15 protein-coding genes are annotated in these 17,357 nt (G+C 65.1%); 4 read left to right on the top strand and 11 right to left on the bottom strand.

Translation table 11 applies throughout. From position 1 onward, the window contains the following. From RT460_RS18265 to glyQ, 3 genes are all read right to left on the bottom strand, one after another. Positions 1-1,709, bottom strand: a 1,709-nt coding sequence (locus RT460_RS18265) for an autotransporter assembly complex family protein (protein WP_313321062.1), incomplete at its 3' end; no start/stop codon positions are given. 112 nt (positions 1,710-1,821) lie between these two features. After that, positions 1,822-3,894 carry a glycine--tRNA ligase subunit beta gene (gene glyS / locus RT460_RS18260; RefSeq protein ID WP_313321060.1) on the bottom strand — a complete coding sequence of 691 codons (2,073 nt, stop codon included), beginning with the start codon at positions 3,892-3,894 and terminating at the stop codon, positions 1,822-1,824. Further along, the gene (gene glyQ, locus RT460_RS18255) at positions 3,891-4,802 is read right to left on the bottom strand and encodes a glycine--tRNA ligase subunit alpha (RefSeq protein WP_303748220.1); all 912 of its coding nucleotides are present in this window, start codon (positions 4,800-4,802) and stop codon (positions 3,891-3,893) included. Before glyQ ends, glyS begins: the two co-directional genes overlap by 4 nt. Positions 4,803-4,921: 119 nt before the next feature. On the opposite strand from glyQ, the gene RT460_RS18250 reads away from it, so the two are divergent. The 4 genes from RT460_RS18250 (at position 4,922) to RT460_RS18235 (ending at position 9,003) form a co-directional block, all read left to right on the top strand. Continuing rightward, entirely contained in the window at positions 4,922-6,700 is a 1,779-nt protein-coding gene (locus RT460_RS18250; protein WP_313321064.1) for a GspE/PulE family protein, read from the top strand. After that, the gene (locus tag RT460_RS18245; RefSeq protein WP_313321058.1) at positions 6,700-7,425 is read left to right on the top strand and encodes a glutamine amidotransferase; all 726 of its coding nucleotides are present in this window, start codon (positions 6,700-6,702) and stop codon (positions 7,423-7,425) included. The genes RT460_RS18250 and RT460_RS18245 overlap by 1 nt, the downstream gene beginning before the upstream one ends. A gap of 5 nt (positions 7,426-7,430) precedes the next feature. Next, complete coding sequence (locus RT460_RS18240) at positions 7,431-7,964, top strand: 2'-5' RNA ligase family protein (protein WP_313321056.1); 534 nt, start codon at positions 7,431-7,433, stop codon at positions 7,962-7,964. Between the two features lie 136 nt (positions 7,965-8,100). After that, positions 8,101-9,003: a BPSS1780 family membrane protein gene (locus RT460_RS18235; protein WP_313321054.1), complete on the top strand. Its 903-nt coding sequence runs from the start codon at positions 8,101-8,103 to the stop codon at positions 9,001-9,003. A 91-nt stretch (positions 9,004-9,094) separates the two neighbouring features. On the opposite strand, the gene RT460_RS18230 is transcribed toward RT460_RS18235, so the two are convergent. The 8 genes from RT460_RS18230 to RT460_RS18195 form a co-directional block, all read right to left on the bottom strand. Beyond that, complete coding sequence (locus tag RT460_RS18230) at positions 9,095-10,093, bottom strand: diguanylate cyclase (RefSeq protein WP_313321052.1); 999 nt, start codon at positions 10,091-10,093, stop codon at positions 9,095-9,097. After that, positions 10,084-10,665 carry a chemotaxis protein CheB gene (locus tag RT460_RS18225; RefSeq protein ID WP_313321050.1) on the bottom strand — a complete coding sequence of 194 codons (582 nt, stop codon included), beginning with the start codon at positions 10,663-10,665 and terminating at the stop codon, positions 10,084-10,086. Before RT460_RS18225 ends, RT460_RS18230 begins: the two co-directional genes overlap by 10 nt. After that, the gene (locus RT460_RS18220; RefSeq protein WP_313321048.1) at positions 10,662-11,528 is read right to left on the bottom strand and encodes a CheR family methyltransferase; all 867 of its coding nucleotides are present in this window, start codon (positions 11,526-11,528) and stop codon (positions 10,662-10,664) included. Before RT460_RS18220 ends, RT460_RS18225 begins: the two co-directional genes overlap by 4 nt. Beyond that, positions 11,513-15,115, bottom strand: a complete 3,603-nt coding sequence (locus RT460_RS18215) for a response regulator (protein ID WP_313321046.1) — start codon at positions 15,113-15,115, stop codon at positions 11,513-11,515. The genes RT460_RS18220 and RT460_RS18215 overlap by 16 nt, the downstream gene beginning before the upstream one ends. Positions 15,116-15,214: 99 nt before the next feature. Continuing rightward, positions 15,215-15,964, bottom strand: coding sequence for a twin-arginine translocase subunit TatC (tatC, locus tag RT460_RS18210; RefSeq protein ID WP_313321044.1), 750 nt, complete (start codon positions 15,962-15,964; stop codon positions 15,215-15,217). Next, on the bottom strand, positions 15,961-16,428 hold the full coding sequence (tatB, locus tag RT460_RS18205; protein WP_313321042.1) for a Sec-independent protein translocase protein TatB: 468 nt from the start codon (positions 16,426-16,428) through the stop codon (positions 15,961-15,963). Before tatB ends, tatC begins: the two co-directional genes overlap by 4 nt. A gap of 15 nt (positions 16,429-16,443) precedes the next feature. Continuing rightward, entirely contained in the window at positions 16,444-16,671 is a 228-nt protein-coding gene (gene tatA / locus RT460_RS18200) for a Sec-independent protein translocase subunit TatA (RefSeq protein WP_313321040.1), read from the bottom strand. Between the two features lie 73 nt (positions 16,672-16,744). Then, the coding region (locus tag RT460_RS18195; protein ID WP_313321038.1) for a YSC84-related protein at positions 16,745-17,357 on the bottom strand (613 nt) is incomplete at its 5' end.

Raw genomic sequence — 17,357 nt, 5'->3', positions numbered from 1 at the left:
GGCGATTTCCAGCGCACGCCAAAGCCAACGCCGGTGTGCAGGTCGATGGTGTTGTCGAAGGCGCTGCCGGTGTCCACGAACACTGCGCCGCCCCAGGGGCCACCGCCGAAGTAATGTTCATACTCGGCCGAGCCCACCACCAGGTTCTTTGCGCCCAGCGCATATTTGTCCGGTGCCGGGGTACGCGGGCCAACCTCGCGGAAGGCATAGCCGCGGATGGAACGGTCGCCACCGGCGAAATAGCGCAGGCTCGGCGGCATCGCCACCAGGTCACTGGTCCAGGTGGTGCCGGCCTGGCCGCGCAGGATCAGGCGGTCCGTTTCACCCAGCGGCAGATACCAGCGCACGGTGGCGTCGGCCTGGATGAAACTGGTATCCGAGCCTGCGCCTTCGATACCGCCGCGCAGGGTGGCGTTGCCGCTGATACCGCGTCGCGGGAAGCTCTTGTCATCGACGTTGACGTAATCGGCGGTGAGCTGCGGATAGACCAGGGTGGAGTACTGGTACACCGCATCGTTGAACTGGTCGCCGGAGCTGTAGCGCCAACGTTCGCGCAAGGCGTTCATCGAGACGATGGCGGTGAGGTTCTCATTGATCTCGCCACTGCGGCTGGCGATCAACTTGATGTTGCGCAGATCGATGTAGTCGGTCTGCTCGTCATAGGCGCTGACCGCATAGGTGTACCAACCGTCCAACCAGCGGAAACCCGGCACCCGGTAGCTGGTGATCAGGCTTTTGCGCTTCTGTGCATAGTCGATCTGGGTATTGAGCTTGTGGCCACGACGGTTGACGTAACGTCGCTCGACGCCACCACGCACACCGGCGCCGCTCTCGCTGCCGTAGCTCAGGCCGGCGGTGTAGATGGTGCGCTTGGCGCGGGTCAGCTTGACGTTGACCGGCACCTCGCCATTGTCATCGGCCTGCTCGGGATGTGGCTGGATGTCGATGACGCTGAAGTAGTCCAGCTTGGTCAGCGATTCGCGCAGGCGGTCGAGCTTGCCGTCATGCCAATAACTGCCCTGCTCCCAATACACCAACGGTTCGAACAGGCCTTCGCGGAAGTAGTCCTGCTCGAAGGTGATCGGCCCCATGTTGTAGCGGCGGCCACTGTCCCAGGTGAGGAAGATGTCGGCCGCGTTCTCCGCGCGGGTGATCTCCACCTTGCGCTGGGTGAAATCCGCATCGAAATAACCGCGCTCGGACAGGCGCCGGCTGATGGTGATCTTGCTGGCTTCGTAGTTGACCGAATCGAACACTTCACCGGACTGCGGGTTGAAGGCCGCCAGGTCTTCACGCAGGTAGCGGTCGCGCGAGGCCGGGCCGGTGATGCCTACTTCTTCATGCCGCACCTTGACCTGCGCGCCCTTGTCGACCTCGATCACCACCTGCAGGGTGTCGCCGGTGCGCGGGGCCTCCACCTTGATGGTGGGGTTGTAGAAACCAAAGGGCTCCAATGCCTCCCGGGTCTGCCGCTCGGCCTGCGACAACAGGTACTCCAGGCGGGACTCGCCCTGCACCTTGCCGATGGCGTCATACACCGACAGCGACACCTCGATGTTCTCGATGATCTCGGCGTCGTCACCTTTGTCCAGACCTTTGATCTGGACCTTTTCGATGGTGCCGCGCGCATGCGCCAGCGGCGCGATGGCCAGCATGGCCAGGGACAAAAGGACCGGGGCGATTCGGGAGAGCTGCATGTACATCAGCATACCGGTCTGAAGATGAGCGGCAAAATCACACCGGGTTCGGTTTGTCGTCATCGCGTTAAAGCAAAGGCCCGCATCAGCGGGCCTTTGCTTTTGTGCAGATGTGCAACACCGATCAGCTGGACAGATGCTCGATCGCGGCCACACTGCCAAGGCGATCACCCAGGATACGCAGCAGCGCCAGACGGTTGCCGCGCAGCGCCGGATCCTCGGCATTGACCATCACCGCGTCGAAGAACGCATCCACCTGCGGGCGCAGGCGGGCCAGGCGGCCGAGCACGGCCACATAGTCCTTCTGTGCCAATGCAGCGCCGGTGTCATCGATGGCGGCGGTCACCGCTTCGGCCAGTTCGCTCTCGGCCGGCTCACGCAGCAGCGACGGATCGATGCTGGCCGGGATCTCGCCGTCAGCCTTGCGCAGGATGTTACGGATGCGCTTATTGGCTGCAGCCAGTGCCTCGGCTTCCGGCAGCTGGGCAAAGGTGCCGATGGCATCGATGCGGCGATCGAAGTCGTACAGCGAGGCCGGCTTCAGTTCGGCGACGGCGTTGAAGTGGGTAGCCGGCACGCCCTTGTCGGCGTAGTAGCCCTTCAGGCGGTCGACGATGAAATCATGCAATTCACCGGTATCGGCCTGCACCTTGCGCTCGGCCAGGCCGGCATTGGCGGTGGCCAGCAGCGCCGGCAGATCCAGATCAAAACCCGACTCGATGATGCTGCGAGCCAGACCCAGCGCATTGCGGCGCAGGGCGAACGGATCCTTGTTGCCGGTTGGCTTCAGGCCTGCGGCAAAGCCGCCGGCGAGCGTGTCCAGGCGCTCGGCGATGGCCAGCACCTTGCCCAGCGGCGACAGGGCGATGTCATCGGCGGCAAAGCGCGGCTGGTAGCTCTCGTCGATGGCCAGCGCCACCGACGGCGATTCGCCACCGGCAACGGCGTAGTGGCGACCGGCGATGCCCTGCAGTTCCGGGAACTCGTTGACCATGCGCGACTGCAGGTCGTTCTTGGCCAGCTCGGCGGCACGCTTGGCCTGCACCGGATCGGCGCCCACCTGCGGCGCGATGATCTGCGCCAGTGCGCTGACGCGCTGCACCTTGTCGGCGACGCTGCCCAGCTTGGCCTGGTAGGTGACGGTCTTCAGGCCCTCGCCCATCGCCACCAGACCCTGCTTGAGGTCTTCGTCGAAGAAGAACTTGGCATCGGAGAAGCGCGGGCGGATCACCCGCTCGTAGCCCTTGGAAACTTCGGCCACGTCCTTGGATTCGATGTTGGCGATGCCGATGAACTTCTCGGTCAGCTTGCCGCCGGCATCGAGCACCGGGAAGAACTTCTGGTTGATCTCCATCGTCTCGATCAGCGCTTCCTGCGGCACGGCCAGGAATTCGCGTTCGAAACTGCACAGCACCGCCGCCGGCCATTCGACCAGGTTGACCACCTGCTCCAGGTTGTCGTCGGTGATGCGGGCCACGCCGCCAGCCTGGGCGGCTGCGGCATTGACCTCGGCAACGATGCGTTCGCGGCGTGCGTCGGCATCGACCAGCACGTTGGCTGCCTTCAGCGATTCAACGTAGTCGTTCGGCGTGCTCAGCCACACCTGCTTGTCGGCCATGAAGCGGTGGCCACGGCTGAAGCGGTCGGAGGTGAGGCCCAGCAGCTCGGCCGGCACGATGTCGGTGCCGTGCAGCAGCACCAGCCAATGCACCGGGCGGGCGAAGGCGTAGTCGTGGTTGCCCCAGCGCATCGGCTTGGGGATGGGCATGGCGGCGATGGCCTCGCGCAGGATCTCCGGCAGCAGGCTGGCGGTCTGCGCGCCCGGGGTGACCGAGCGCAGCACGAAGCGCTCGCCCTTGGCGTCGGTGGTGCGCTCCAGCGCAGTCCAGTCGATACCGGCCTTGGCGGCAAAGCCCTGCAGCGCCTTGGTCGGCGCGCCATTGGCGTCCAGCGCGATGTTCAGGTACGGACCGAACACCTCGGAGTGCTGTTCGGGCTGTTCGGTTTCCACGCCCGGCAACAGCACGGCCAGGCGACGCGGGGTCGACAGCGGCTTGGCATCGCCGCGCTCGAAGGCCACGCCACGCTTGGCAAGGCCATCGATCACGCCATCAAAGAAGGCTTGCGCCAGGCCCGGCAGCGCCTTGACCGGCAGCTCTTCCACGCCCAGTTCGATCAGCAGCGGCTGCATGCTCATGCCTGCACCTCCTTGGCTGCGACCGCTTCGATGCGCTTGGCCTCGTACAGCTTGGCCACCGCCTGGGCCAGCGCGCGCACGCGCAGGATGTAGCGCTGGCGCTCGGTCACCGAGATGGCGCGGCGCGCATCGAGCAGGTTGAACGAATGCGACGCCTTGCAGACCTGTTCATAGGCCGGGAGCGGCAGGCCGGCTTCCACCAGCTTCTGCGCTTCCTTCTCGCAGGCGTCGAAGCGATGGAACATTTCTTCCACGTCGGCGTACTCGAAGTTGTAGGTGCTCTGCTCCACCTCGTTCTGGTGGTAAACATCGCCGTAGGTGACCGGGGTGCCGTCCGGACCGTAGGTCCAGATCAGGTCGTAGACGTTGTCGCAGTTCTGCAGGTACATGCAGAGCCGCTCCAGGCCGTAGGTGATTTCGCCCAGCACCGGTTTGCACTCCAGGCCGCCGGCCTGCTGGAAGTAGGTGAACTGGGTGACTTCCATGCCATTGAGCCAGATTTCCCAGCCCAGGCCCCAGGCGCCCAGGGTCGGCGATTCCCAGTTGTCCTCGACGAAGCGCAGGTCATGCACCAGCGGGTCGATGCCCAGCGCCTTGAGCGAATCCAGGTAGAGCTGCTGGATGTTGTCCGGGCTCGGCTTCATCGCCACCTGGTACTGGTAATAGCGCTGCAGGCGGTTGGGGTTTTCGCCGTAGCGGCCATCAGTGGGACGGCGCGAGGGCTGCACGTAGGCGGCATTCCAGCTTTCCGGGCCGATCGAGCGCAGGAACGTGGCCGGATGGAAGGTGCCGGCACCCACTTCCAGGTCCAGCGGCTGGATCAAGACACAGCCCTGTTTCGCCCAGAAATCGTTAAGGGTCTGGATCAGTCCCTGGAAGGTAATCGAAACGGGGGGAGTCGCGGACATGCTGCCTGAGCCGTACGTAAGGGGTGCGTTAGTATAGCGACCGACCGCGCGATGGCCGCGCCAGCTAGGGGTTTGGGGTGGAACAACCGGTCGCGCACAGCGCTCACAACCCATCGGCAGTGGTGCCTATCGCCGCTGGCCGGCTGCAGTTCGCCAATGTGGTGGCGGCCCTGCTGGGCGATGGCCTAGTCGCCGTGCAGGACCAGGAACGCATCCGCTTTTCGGCCCAGGGCGCGCGCAACGCCAGCGAAGTACACCCGCTGGTGCTGCTGGCCAACCTGAAGCTGGCGGCGGCACCACCGGCCACCGGCGAACTGGGCCTGGAGCGCCTGACCGAATGGCTGGCCGCGCGTACCCAGACCCGTTATCTGCGCATCGATCCCACCCGGGTTGACGTGGCCGGGGCCACCGCCGTGGTCTCCCACGCCTATGCGCGCCGCCACCGCATCCTGCCCATCGGCGTGGACAGCGAACGCGTGCTGGTGGCCACCAGCGAGCCAATGGCGCGCGACTGGGTGCCCGATCTGCAGCACTTGACCCGCCGCCGGATCGACGTGGTCCTGGTCAACCCGTTGGACCTGCACCGCTTTTCGATGGAATTTTTCGGGGTTACCCGTTCGGTGCGCGGCGCCCGCAGCGATGCCCGCGACAACAGCAACGGGATCAGCCCGCCCAGTTTCGAGCAGCTGGTGGAACTGGGCAGCGCCGGCGACGTCAATGCCGACGACCACCATGTGGTCAGCATCGTCGACTGGCTGCTGCAGTACGCCTATGAGCAGCGCGCCAGCGACATCCATATGGAGCCGCGCCGCGACAAGGGCCGGGTGCGCTTCCGCATCGACGGCGTGCTGCACAAGGTTTTCGAGCTGCCGCCGTCTGTGATGACCGCGGTGATCAGCCGCGTCAAGGTGCTGGGCCGCATGGACCTGGCCGAGCGCCGGCGCCCGCAGGACGGCCGCATCAAGACCCGCTCGCCGGGTGGGCGCGAGGTAGAAATGCGCCTGTCGACCATGCCCACTGCGTTCGGCGAGAAGTGCGTGATGCGCATTTTCGACCCGGATTCGGCCTTCAAGAGCATCGAGCAGTTGGGTTTCAGCCCGGAAGAAGCCGCTGGCTGGAACGAGCTGGTTGCCCGCCCGCACGGCATCGTGCTGGTCACCGGCCCCACCGGTTCGGGCAAGACCACCACCCTGTACTCCACGCTCAAGCGCCTGGCCACGCCGGATGTGAACGTGTGCACGGTGGAAGACCCGATCGAAATGATCTCCCCGGAATTCAACCAGATGCAGGTGCAGGCCAACATCGACCTGGACTTCGCCGCTGGCGTGCGCACCCTGCTGCGACAGGACCCGGACATCATCATGATCGGCGAAATCCGCGACCTGGAAACCGCGCAGATGGCGGTACAGGCCTCGCTGACCGGCCACCTGGTGCTGTCCACCCTGCATACCAACGACGCCCCCTCGGCGATCACCCGCCTGCTCGACCTGGGCGTGCCGCATTACCTCATCGCCTCCACCGTCAACGGTGTGCTGGCGCAGCGGCTGGTTCGCACCCTGTGCCCGCACTGCAAGGCGCCAGATACGCTGACAGACGCCGATTGGGCACCGCTGCGTCATGCCCATGAGGCATTACCAGATGTGCTGACGCCATATGCACCGGTCGGTTGCCTGGAGTGCCGGCGCACCGGCTACATGGGCCGGATCGGCCTGTATGAGTTGCTGCCACTGGGTTCGCGGCTGCGCGCCCACATCACCCGCGACATGGATCTGGCCGGATTCAGCAAAGCCGCCGCTGCGGAAGGGCTGCGCACCCTGCGCCGCACGGGCCTTGAAAAGGTGGCCGCAGGGCTGACTACAATCGAGGAAGTCCTGTCCGTCCTGCCGCCCTCGGAATAATGAAGTCCCAGCCGTTCCTGATCGTTGAAACCGGGCAACCCTTCCCGACCCTGCGCCGTTACGGCCGTTTTCCGCACTGGATCCGCGTCGCTGCCGGGTTGGAGGAGGCCGATACCGTGGTGGTCAACGTCGAGCATGGTCAGTCGCTTCCCTCGCGTGATGAATTTGCCGCCACCATCGTCACCGGTTCGGCGGCCTTCGTGACCGACCGCGCCGACTGGAGCGAACGCAGCGCCGATTGGCTGCGCGATGCCGCCCATGCCGGCATGCCGCTGCTGGGCATCTGCTACGGCCACCAGCTACTGGCACACGCCCTGGGCGGCCAGGTCGACTACAACCCGGCCGGGCGCGAGTCCGGCACCATCCGCCTGGAGCTGGAAGCCCCGGCGGCGGCGGATCCGCTGTTCGCCGGCCTCCCAGCCAGCTTCCCGGCCCACGCCACCCACCTGCAGACCGTGCTGCGCGCGCCCGAAGGCGCCACCGTGCTGGCCCGCTCGGTGCAGGACAACTGCCACGCCTTCCGCTGGGGCGAGCAGGCCTGGGGCCTGCAGTTCCACCCCGAGTTCGCCACCCACCACATGCGTGGCTACGTGCGCGCCCGCGCCGACTGCATCGCCCGCCATGGCGGCTGCGCCCGCAGCGTCGCCCGCGACGTCACCGCCGCACCGCTGGCCCGCCAGCTGCTGCGCCGCTTCGTGCGGCACGTGCGTCGCGAACCACACTGAGCATCGTGTTCGAGCATCCAACCTACGTGGTGCTCGAACTGCCCGGCCCCATTGCCGATGCGGTGCAGGCCTTGCGCGAACGTTATGACCCCCGGCTGGCCGGCTACCCGGCGGAAATCACCGTGGCAGGCTCCTCCGGGATCGGCCCCGTGCTTGCCGGGCAGTCGCCGGAGGCGGTCTTTGCCCGCTTGCAGGCCATCGCCGACCGCCACCTGCCGATCACCGCCCGCTTTGCGCAATGGCGTCGTTTTGCCAGTGGTCCGGTGACCTGGTTGGCGCTGGCACAGCCGGCGCCCCTGCGGGCCCTGCACCAGGCCGTGGCCGACAGCGGCATCGGGTTTGCGCCGCATCGGTTCGAGTTCACCCCCCATTGCAGCGCCTGCACATTGGAACTGCCCGCAGCACGGCAGGCGCAACTTCTGGCCGACCCCGTCCCCGCTGGTGATTTCAAGCTGACCCGGCTGGCCGCATACGCGGTGGCCGGCGACCAGCCACAGCTGTTGTGGCGCTCCAGGGTGAGGGATGGCCGGGCCATTTAGCTGCAGGGACGGCGTGGTCGCGAGCAGCGGCGCCCCTTTTCCTTCCGTTACTTGTCACTCATAACCCGCCAACGGGTTTCAGGCGATAATCCGCCTACGTCACGCCTGCTGACGCTCCCCCTGTTTCGGAACTGCAATGAGCGAGATTCGCAAAGTACCGGCCTCTGCCGGGGTGCAATGGTTGTTGGGCAGCATCGGGCTGTTCGGCAAGGCACCGCTGCAACTGGCCATGCTGGCGGTAACCTTCGGCCTGCTTATCACCTCGGCTACCTTCATCGCCCTGCTGAGCCCGATGGTGGGTTCGCTGGTGCAGCTGGTGGCCATGCTGGCCACGCCGGTGCTGATGGGTGGGCTGATCTTTGCCGTGCGCGAAGTGTCGCAGGGCCGCCCTGCCACCACCGGCGCCTTGTTCGAGGGCTTCCAGCGCGGCCGGCTGCCGCACCTGCTGGTTGCGGTGCTGCCGTACTTCCTCGCCAGCCTGCTGCTGGGTGCGCTGTTCTACGTACTGATGGGCAGCGATGGCCTGCAGCGTTGGCAGGAAGTGCAGACCCAGGTCAACGCCATCTCGCAGAGCGGCGGCACCCTGGAGCCGGCCCAGGCCGAACAACTGGCTGCCAGCCTGCCGGTGTTCCGTTTCCTGTTGTGGGTGCTGATCACGACCCTGAGCAATATCGCCATCGGCCTGATGCTCGCCTTCATGCTGCCGCAGGTGATGTTCTCCGGCGTGCACGGCTGGCAGGCAATGATCAACAGCCTGCGCGCCAGTCTGGTCAATTTTGCGGCGATGTCGGTCTTCTACGTGAGCGTGCTGATCGGCATGTTCCTGCTGTCGGTAGCCAGCGCGATCCTGATGGTCATCTGCGGGCTGCTGCTGGGCCCGCAGATCGCCCTGTTGCTGAGCATGGTGTTCATGATGGCCACCGCGTTGCCGGTGATTTCCGGCGCCGTGTACCTGGGCTGGAAGCAGATCCTGGCACCGGCCGATGGCAATGCCGACGCGGCGCCCCGGCAGGAACCGGGCCACGTGTTCGAAGCCTGATCGAATCAGGAGCCCGTGAAAGCCAGGCAACTGCCGCCCGGCAGTTGCCCATCCACGGGTTGCCCGTTCCGGTCGTCTGCTTGCTGGCTGCTCAAGCCGCGTCGCGGCTGCGCTTGGTCAGGTACATGGCCTGGTCGGCGGCGTGCAGCAGCGCATCGACCTCGGAACCATCGACCGGATAGGCCGCAATGCCCACGCTGGCACTGATTTCCAGGGTCACGTCGTCGCCCTCGCGCTGGTAGCGCATGGGTGCCTGCAGTGCACGTGCCACCCGCTCCAGCAGGCGGTGCGCATCGGCGATGTTGTCCAGCTCCTCCAGCACCAGGGCGAACTCGTCACCGCCCAGGCGGGCGACCGTGTCGTTCTCGCGCAACGTGCCGCGCAGGCGTGCGGCCAACTCCACCAGCAGGGCATCGCCGGCACCATGGCCCCAGGTGTCATTGACGTCCTTGAAGCGGTCCACGTCCACGTAGACCAAGGCGAAGATGCCGCCATGGCGCTGCGCGCGATGGTGGGCGCTTTCCAGGCGGTCCATGAACAATGCGCGGTTGGGCAGGCCGGTGAGCATGTCGTGCATGGCCAGATGGCGCATTTCCTGCTCCATCTGCTTGCGTTGCTCAACCTCGATCTCCAACTGGCGGTTGCGCTCGGACAATTCGCTCAGCGCATCACGCAAGGCCACCCGGTGCCGATACAGCTCCAGGAACACCTGCACCTTGGACAGCAGGATGGTCGCTTCCAGCGGCTTGGCCATGTAATCGACGGCACCGAAGCCATAGCCCTTGAGCCGATGCACATCGTCGGCATAGGTGGCGGTGACGAAGATGATCGGGGTCTGCCGGGTGGTTTCTTCCTGCGACAGGATCTCGGCCACTTCAAAACCGTTGATGTCCGGCATGTAGACGTCCAGCAACACCAGCGCGAACTCGTCGTCCAGCGTTGCCTTCAGCGCGTCGTTGCCCGATGCGGCCTCGACCACATCCACGTCCAGCTTGGCCAGCACCCGACGGATCACCAGCAGATTGGCGGGATTGTCATCCACCGCCAGTATCTTCGGGCGCTGTATAGCGGGTGGCTTGGCTACGAACATAAGGCTTCCAGCAAAAAGGAAATTTCGGGCAAGGGAAGACAATGATCGGCACCGGCCAGTTCCAGGGCAGCGCTCGGCATCACCGGCACCTGCGCTGTTTCCGGGTCCTGCACAATCAGTGTGCCACCACAACGCCGCACGCGCGCACTGCCTTCAGCGCCATCGGAGTTGGCGCCGGTCAGCAATACGGCAATGAGGTGTTCCCCCCATACTTCGGCCGCGGATTCGAACAGAACATCGATCGAGGGTCGGGAAAATGCCACCCGTGGATCGACGCTCAGGGCAAAGCGGCCGTTACGCTCAATAAGTAAATGATAGCCCGAGGGCGCCACATAAATGTGACGGGGTTCAGGTTGTTGACGTTCTTCGGCCTCACTTACCGGCAAACCGCTGCGACTTTCCAACAGTTCGCAGAACATCCGCATATCTTCCGAACCGCTATGGCAGACCACCACCATCGGCACCGGCAAGGGGCCGGACAAGGCCCCCAACAACTGGTGCAGGGCCGCCAACCCCCCTGCCGAGCAGCCAACCACGATGGCGTGTGGTGGCAACCCGGAGGCGGTTTTCATAGCAGCCCACCGGCATTGCGATAAAGCCGCAGCTCGGCATCCAGGGGGGCGAAATCACGCGCACTGGGGGCAAAGCGGATCGACTCGCGGTTGCCCAGGCACAGGAAACCGCCGCGACTGAGGCTGCTGCGGAACAAGCCCAGCACCCGGTCCTGCAGCGCGTCGGAGAAATAGATCAGCACGTTGCGGCACAGGATCAGCTGCGCCTCGCAGAAGACCCCGTCGCAGACCAGGTTGTGGTTGGCAAAGGTGACCCGGTCCCGCAAGCGCGCGTCCAACTTCATGAAGTCGTAGCGGGCATGGTAGTAGTCCGAGAGCGTGTGGCGACCGCCGGCAGCCAGGTAGTTCTCCGAATACAGCCTTGCATCACGGATCGGGAAGATGCCTTCCTGCGCCTTGGCCAGGGCCTCGTCGCTGAAGTCGGTGGCGAAGATCTGGCAGCGGTCGTACAGGCCGGCTTCCTTGAGCAGGATCGCCAGCGAGTAGACCTCCTGCCCGTGGGCGCAGCCGGCCTGCCAGATATTGATCTGCGGATAGGACGCCAGTACCGGGAACACCTCGTCACGCAGCTTGCGGAACACGGCCGGGTTGCGGAACATTTCCGACACCGGCACCGACAGCCGCGCGATCACCTGCGGCACCATCTCGTCATCGCGCAGCACGCGCGCGGTCAACTCGCCGACATGCGCCACGTCCAGCGACTGCACCAACTGCAGGACACGTCGCTTCAGTGATGACGGCGCATAGCCGCTGAAGTCATACCCATGGCGCCGCGACATCGCATGGACGAAGGCGTCCACCTCGATGTCGTCCACCTCGTCACGGCTGGGCGGGGGATTGATCGGGCCTACTTTTGCAGCCATACACGCATCATCGACAACAGCTTGTCCAGATCCACAGGTTTGGTGAGGTAATCATTGGCACCGGCATCCAGGCACTTGTCGCGGTCGCCGTGCATGGCCTTGGCGGTCACCGCGATGATCGGCAGGTTGGCCCATTCGGCGCGCTTGCGGATCTCACGGGTGGTTTCGTAGCCGTCCATGCCGGGCATCATGATGTCCATCAGCACCAGCTCGATTTCCGGGTTTTCCTCCAGCTGCTGCAGCGCCTTGTAGCCATCCTGCGCCATCATCACGTTGACGCCGCGCGCGCGCAGCGACTTGGACAGGGCAAACAGGTTGCGCATGTCGTCATCGACCAGCAGCACCTGCCGCCCGGCCAGGTTCTGGTCGTCCGACGGCGTGGCGTTGGCACCGCGCGAGCCGATGCTGTGCAGGAACAGGCTGACCTCGTCGAGTAGGCGCTCGGGTGAACGCTGGCCCTTGATCACGATGCTGTCGGTGTACTGGCGCAGCTTCAGGCTTTCCTCGCGACTGAGGTCCTGCCCGGAATAGATCACCACCGGCGGCACCGCCACCAGCGTGGCGGCCTTCTCCAGGAACTCGATGCCGGAAATGCCGCCCAGGTTGAGGTCCAGCACGATGCAGTCGTAGCTGTGGGTGGCAATGCGCTCCAGCGCTTCTTCACCGGAGGCGACCTGGTCGATCTCGACGTTGTCGGCCTGCAGCAGGCGCGTCAGTGCCAGGCGCGAATCATGGTCATCGTCGACCAGCAGCAGCTTGCGCACGATCTTGCCGGCCACATCCAGCAGATGGTCGAACGCTTCGATCAGCGCCTTGCGATCAACTGGCTTGGTCAGATAACCAATTGCCCCCAGCGCCACGCCCTTGGCAGCTTCGTCCACGGCGGAAATGAAGTGCACCGGGATCGCGGCGGTGACCGGATCGTGCTTGAGGTGCTGCAGCACCGACCAGCCATCCATGCCCGGCAGCATCACATCCAGCAGGATGCCGGTGGGGCGGAAGCGACGCGCCAGCTCCAAGCCACTCTCGCCATCGGCGGCGGCCAATGCGCGGTGCCCCTTGCGGCGGATCAGATCGACCAGGATGCGGGCAAACGCCGGGTCGTCCTCGATGGTGAGGATCACCGTCTCGCCTGCCGCCACGGCATGGCGATCGTCGGGGATCCAGTCGATCAGCTGTGCGGTTGCCGCGCGGGCCGGCCCCGGGGTCGGTGCCGGGCGCGGTTCCAGCGACGGGGCTGCCTCGGCTTTGATGCCGTGCGCGGCGGCCGACAGCATCGGCAGCACCAAGGTGAAGCAACTGCCCTTGTCCTGCTCGCTGTCCACCACCAACTGACCACCCAGCAACTGCGCCAGCCGGCGGGCGATGGCCAAGCCCAGGCCGCTGCCGCCGTAGTGGCGGCTGGTGCTGGAATCCACCTGCTCGAAGGCTTCGAAGATCGAGTCCAGGCGTTCATCGGGTATACCGATGCCGGTGTCGCGCACCGCCAGGGCCAGGTGCTGTTCGTCGGCCGCAGCGCCGATGCGGGTCAGCAATGCGTTGTCGGCCATGGCCAGGTGCAGCGTCACCTTGCCTTCGCGGGTGAACTTGAAAGCGTTGCCCAGCAGGTTGTTGAGCACCTGCTGGAGCTTGGAACGGTCGGTGACCAGGGTGTCCGGCACGCTGTCGTCCAGATCGATCACGAACTCCAGGCGGTTCTCCACCGCCATGTGCCGGAAGTGGCGCAGCACTTCGCGGGTGATGGCCTCCACGCGCACTTCTTCGCGGTGCACGTCCATCTTGCCAGCCTCGATCTTGGACAGGTCGAGGATGTCGTTGATCAGCCGCAACAGGTTGGAGCCGGAATCGTGGATGACCGCTGCGGCCTCCACTTCCTCCACGTCCAGGTGCCCGCTTTCGTTCTCGGCCAGTTCCTTGGAGAGGATCAGCAGGCTGTTGAGCGGGGTGCGTAGCTCGTGCGACATGTTGGCCAGGAAGTCGGTCTTGTACTGGCTGGCACGCGCCAGTTCCTGCGCCTTGAACTCGGTTTCGCGCTGCAGGACCTGCAGCACTTCCTTCTGCTCGTTGAGTACTTCGGTCTTCTGCCGCAACTCTTCGTTGGACGCCTGCAGCTCCTCGGCCTGCACGCGCAGCTCTTCCTCGGACGCGGACAGGCGCTGGGCCTGTTCCTCCAGCTCAACGGTCTTGCCCTGCAGTTCCTCGTTGGTGGCACGCAGCTCTTCTTCCTGGGCCTGCAGTGCTACCTGCGAGCGCTGCAGCTCCTCGGCCTGGGCGCGGGTGCGGTCCAGCAGCAACTGGGTTTCATCGGCGCGGCGGATATTGTCCAGGCCCAGCGCAACCGTCGGCAGCACGCTGTCGATGAAGGATTCCTGGGTGGCGGTGAAGTGGCCAAAGGTGCCGAATTCGAACACGCCCAGCAGCCTGCCCTTGAGCTGCAACGGCACTGCAACCAGGTTGCGCGGCTGCGCCTCGCCAAGTGCCGAATGCACGCCGAAGAATTCGTCCGGCACCTGCTGCACGCTGATGCGCTTGCGTTCCAGCGCGGCCTGGCCGATCAGGCCATCGCCCAACGCGTACTGCAGGCCCAGGTGCTTGCGCCGCTGGAATCCATAGCTGCCCTGCAGCCGCAGCTGTTGTTCGGTTTCATCCCAGGCGAAGAACACGCCGATGGGCGCCTCGATACGCGGGGCGATCTGCGAAACCAGCGCCTGCGCGTACTCATCCGGGGTCTGCGCGGTCTGCAGCTCGGCACCGACTTCACCGACGCTGAGCTTGACCCAGTTGGCATCGCGCGAGGCCAGCGAGTTGCGCCGGAATACTTCCAGCGCGCGTGCAATCTGGCCGATTTCATCGCCACGGGCCAGGCCATTGATCTCCACGTCCAGGTCATCGTTGGACAGGCGCGTCATCTTGTCGGTCAAGCGGTTGATCGGGTTGACCACCAAGCGCGAGATCATCCACAGGGTGCCAATGATGATCAGGAAACCCACCACCAGCAGCACCAGGGACACATTGTGCGCACGGGTGATCCACTGACTCATGCGCCCACGATCGGCCAGCAACTGGGTGACTTCGGCCTCGTAGATTTCATCCAGGGAGTCAGCCAGTGCATTGCCCTGGCCGCCGTTGCTCAGCGCATGCAGCTGTTCCACCTGCGTGCGCGGCACCGCGTTGGGCCCCGGACGCAGCACGCTGGTCACTTCATTGTCCCAGGTGCGCGCCTGCACCTGCACGCGGCGGATCTGCTCGGCCACTGCATCGGTACCGGCAGCGGTCAGGGCCGCGGCCAGGGCGGCGTCACGCCGCTCACTCTGCTTGGCCAGTGTCTGCAAATGACCTTCGCCATCGCCCAACAGGTAATTGCGGATCGCGATCTGCTGCTGGCGTACCGCCTGGATCGCATCCTCGACCTGGCGGATCACTTCGATCTGCACGCCTTCGTGGCGGCGCGCATCGTCGTCCTGCCCAGAGGTGCGGTAGCTCATCAGGCTGGTGGCCAGGAAGCACAGGAACACCAGGGCAAATGCCACCAGCATCTTGCCCAGCAGGGGCACGTTGTTGAGCCAATTGTCTTTTTGCTGCGTCATGCGGTTCCCCTGGATGCAACGCGGCCCACCGGAGTCGTCCCCAGTGACCTGTATGCGGAGAAAATAGCGCAGATCGCTGGCTTTCGCCTGCCTGACAGGTCAGGGAGCGGCAGCTGTACCTCGGTCGCGAGGCAGCAGCCAGCGCGAAGCGTGGATGCCCAGCTCGTAGAGAAAACACATCGGGATCGCCAGCATCAGCTGCGAAACCACGTCCGGCGGGGTCAATACCGCGGCCAGGATGAAGATGCCAACCACCGCATAGCCCCGCCCTTCGCGCAGCTGCTGCGGGCTCACCCAGCCCAACAGGACCAGGATCACCATGGCCACCGGCAGTTCAAAGCTGGCGCCAAATGCAAAGAAGATGGCCAGCACGAAATCCAGATAGGCATTCGCGTCAGGTGTGATGGCGATCACATCCGGACGGAAGGTTGTCAGGAAGTGGAAGACCGCCGGCAGCACCAGGAAATAAGCAAACGCACAGCCGATATAGAACAGCGCCACCGCCGAACCGAGCAGTGGAACCGCCAGACGCTTTTCGCGTGCATACAGGCCGGGAGCAACAAATGCCCAAGCCTGATAGAGCAGCCACGGCACGGCCACGAACACCGCGGCGAAGAACGTCAGCTTCAACGGCGCGAAGAAAGCACCGGCCGGATTGGTGGCGATCATCGACTGGCCGGCAGGCAGCTGCGAGATCAGTGGCGTGGCCAGATGCGTGTACAGGGTGCGCGAAAACGGCAGCAAGGCCAGCAGCACCACGCCCAGCCCCAGCAGGCCGCGCACCAGCCGAGCGCGCAGCTCGATCAGGTGTTCGACCAGGCTGCTTTCGTTGAAGGCATCAGCACTCACGAGCGCTGCTCCGGTCCAGGTGCGGTGGGCGCATCAGCGGGCGCCTGCAGGCTGTCGAAAGGGATGGCACGGTTTTCCGCCGGGCTGTCGGCGTTGGCGGTGACAGCACTGTCCGGTGTTGCTGCCGGAACAATCGGGCGCGGCTCGATCACCCGCTCGGGCGCGGTTTCCGGTTGCTCGACCTCGCGCTTGAACGCATCGGCACCGCTTTGCACGTGCTGGGCCTGGTCACGCAGCCCGGCCTCGGCCTGCTGCATCGACTGGCGCACGTCCTGCAGGTTGCGCTTGAGTTCCTCGGCATGCAGCTCACGCTCGAGCTCCTGCTTCACCGAATCCCATTGGTTGCGCGCGCGGCGCACCCACAGCCCGGCAAAGCGCGCTGCCTTGGGCAGGCGCTCCGGGCCGAGAACCACCAGGGCGACCACTGCAATCAGCAGCAGTTCGCTGAAGCCGATATCAAACACGCACGCAACCCCGGATCAACGCGGATCGCGATCGTGCTCGGCCTGCTCCTGGCGGGTCTTGTCGGCAGCGCGCGCGTCATCGCCCAGCTGTGCGGCCGGCTTGTCCTCGTCACGCATGCCCTTCTTGAACTCTTTGACCGCACTGCCCAGATCCTTGGCACCGCTCGTCAGGCGCTTGGTGCCAAACACCAGCAGGACGATGACCAGCACGACCAACCAGTGCCAGATGCTGAAACTGCCCATGATCTGCTCGCGTTATCTGTGTGAGGGTCGTTGAGCATAGCGCACCCGCAGGAAGGGTTCGCTATGCCAAAGGTCAGTTGCCGCCGTCCAATGTCTCGGTACGGATTTCACCTTCCGAAACCGGCTGGAAACCCTGCTGAGATGCGGTTTCTGCGGGTGCCGGCAAGATCGGTGCGGTGGTGGCGGTATCGACGGCGGTATCCGTCGGCGCGGCCACGTTGACCGCATCGGCGCGTGGCGCGCTGGAAGCCACCGGCGCCGCAGCCCCCTGGGTACCGCGCTTTTCGCGGGCCGCATAGGTCGATTCCTCCAGGCGATCACGGAAGCTGACCACGTCGCTGGATGGCGGCGCGCTCAGGCGGCCTTCCAGAATCATGCGCGGGGTGGTGTTGGCACCATAGGCGTCAAGGTTCGCCTCATCGTCGATCTGCAATACCGCGCCATCCAGGGCAACACCGGCAAACAGGCCGCGGGCGCGCGACCAGGACCAGATTTCCGCCTTCAGCTGGCCATCGGTGGCGGCGGCGGCACTGCGGCCGACCGGACCCGCGGCAACGCCCGCGTCCGCACCCAGGGTGAACTTGCCGTTGACGATGTTGTCCAGGCTGCGGTCGTTGCGGAACACCAGGATCACGTCGGAGGACTGCACGCCGGCCTGGAAGCCGATGCTGCCGCCGGTGAGCTTG

Origin of the sequence: Stenotrophomonas sp., assembly GCF_032061965.1 — a bacterium.
Lineage (GTDB): Bacteria > Pseudomonadota > Gammaproteobacteria > Xanthomonadales > Xanthomonadaceae > Stenotrophomonas.
Note: the sequence above shows the minus strand (reverse complement) of the source record. Positions and strands in the feature narration are given on the sequence as shown.

Coding starts and splice junctions, on each gene's coding strand:
- glyS (WP_313321060.1), bottom strand. CDS start 3,894: ATGAGCATGCAGCCGCTGCTGATCGAACTGGGCGTGGAAGAGCTGCCG.
- glyQ (WP_303748220.1), bottom strand. CDS start 4,802: ATGTCCGCGACTCCCCCCGTTTCGATTACCTTCCAGGGACTGATCCAG.
- RT460_RS18245 (WP_313321058.1), top strand. CDS start 6,700: ATGAAGTCCCAGCCGTTCCTGATCGTTGAAACCGGGCAACCCTTCCCG.
- RT460_RS18235 (WP_313321054.1), top strand. CDS start 8,101: ATGAGCGAGATTCGCAAAGTACCGGCCTCTGCCGGGGTGCAATGGTTG.
- RT460_RS18230 (WP_313321052.1), bottom strand. CDS start 10,093: ATGTTCGTAGCCAAGCCACCCGCTATACAGCGCCCGAAGATACTGGCG.
- RT460_RS18225 (WP_313321050.1), bottom strand. CDS start 10,665: ATGAAAACCGCCTCCGGGTTGCCACCACACGCCATCGTGGTTGGCTGC.
- RT460_RS18220 (WP_313321048.1), bottom strand. CDS start 11,528: ATGGCTGCAAAAGTAGGCCCGATCAATCCCCCGCCCAGCCGTGACGAG.
- RT460_RS18215 (WP_313321046.1), bottom strand. CDS start 15,115: ATGACGCAGCAAAAAGACAATTGGCTCAACAACGTGCCCCTGCTGGGC.
- tatA (WP_313321040.1), bottom strand. CDS start 16,671: ATGGGCAGTTTCAGCATCTGGCACTGGTTGGTCGTGCTGGTCATCGTC.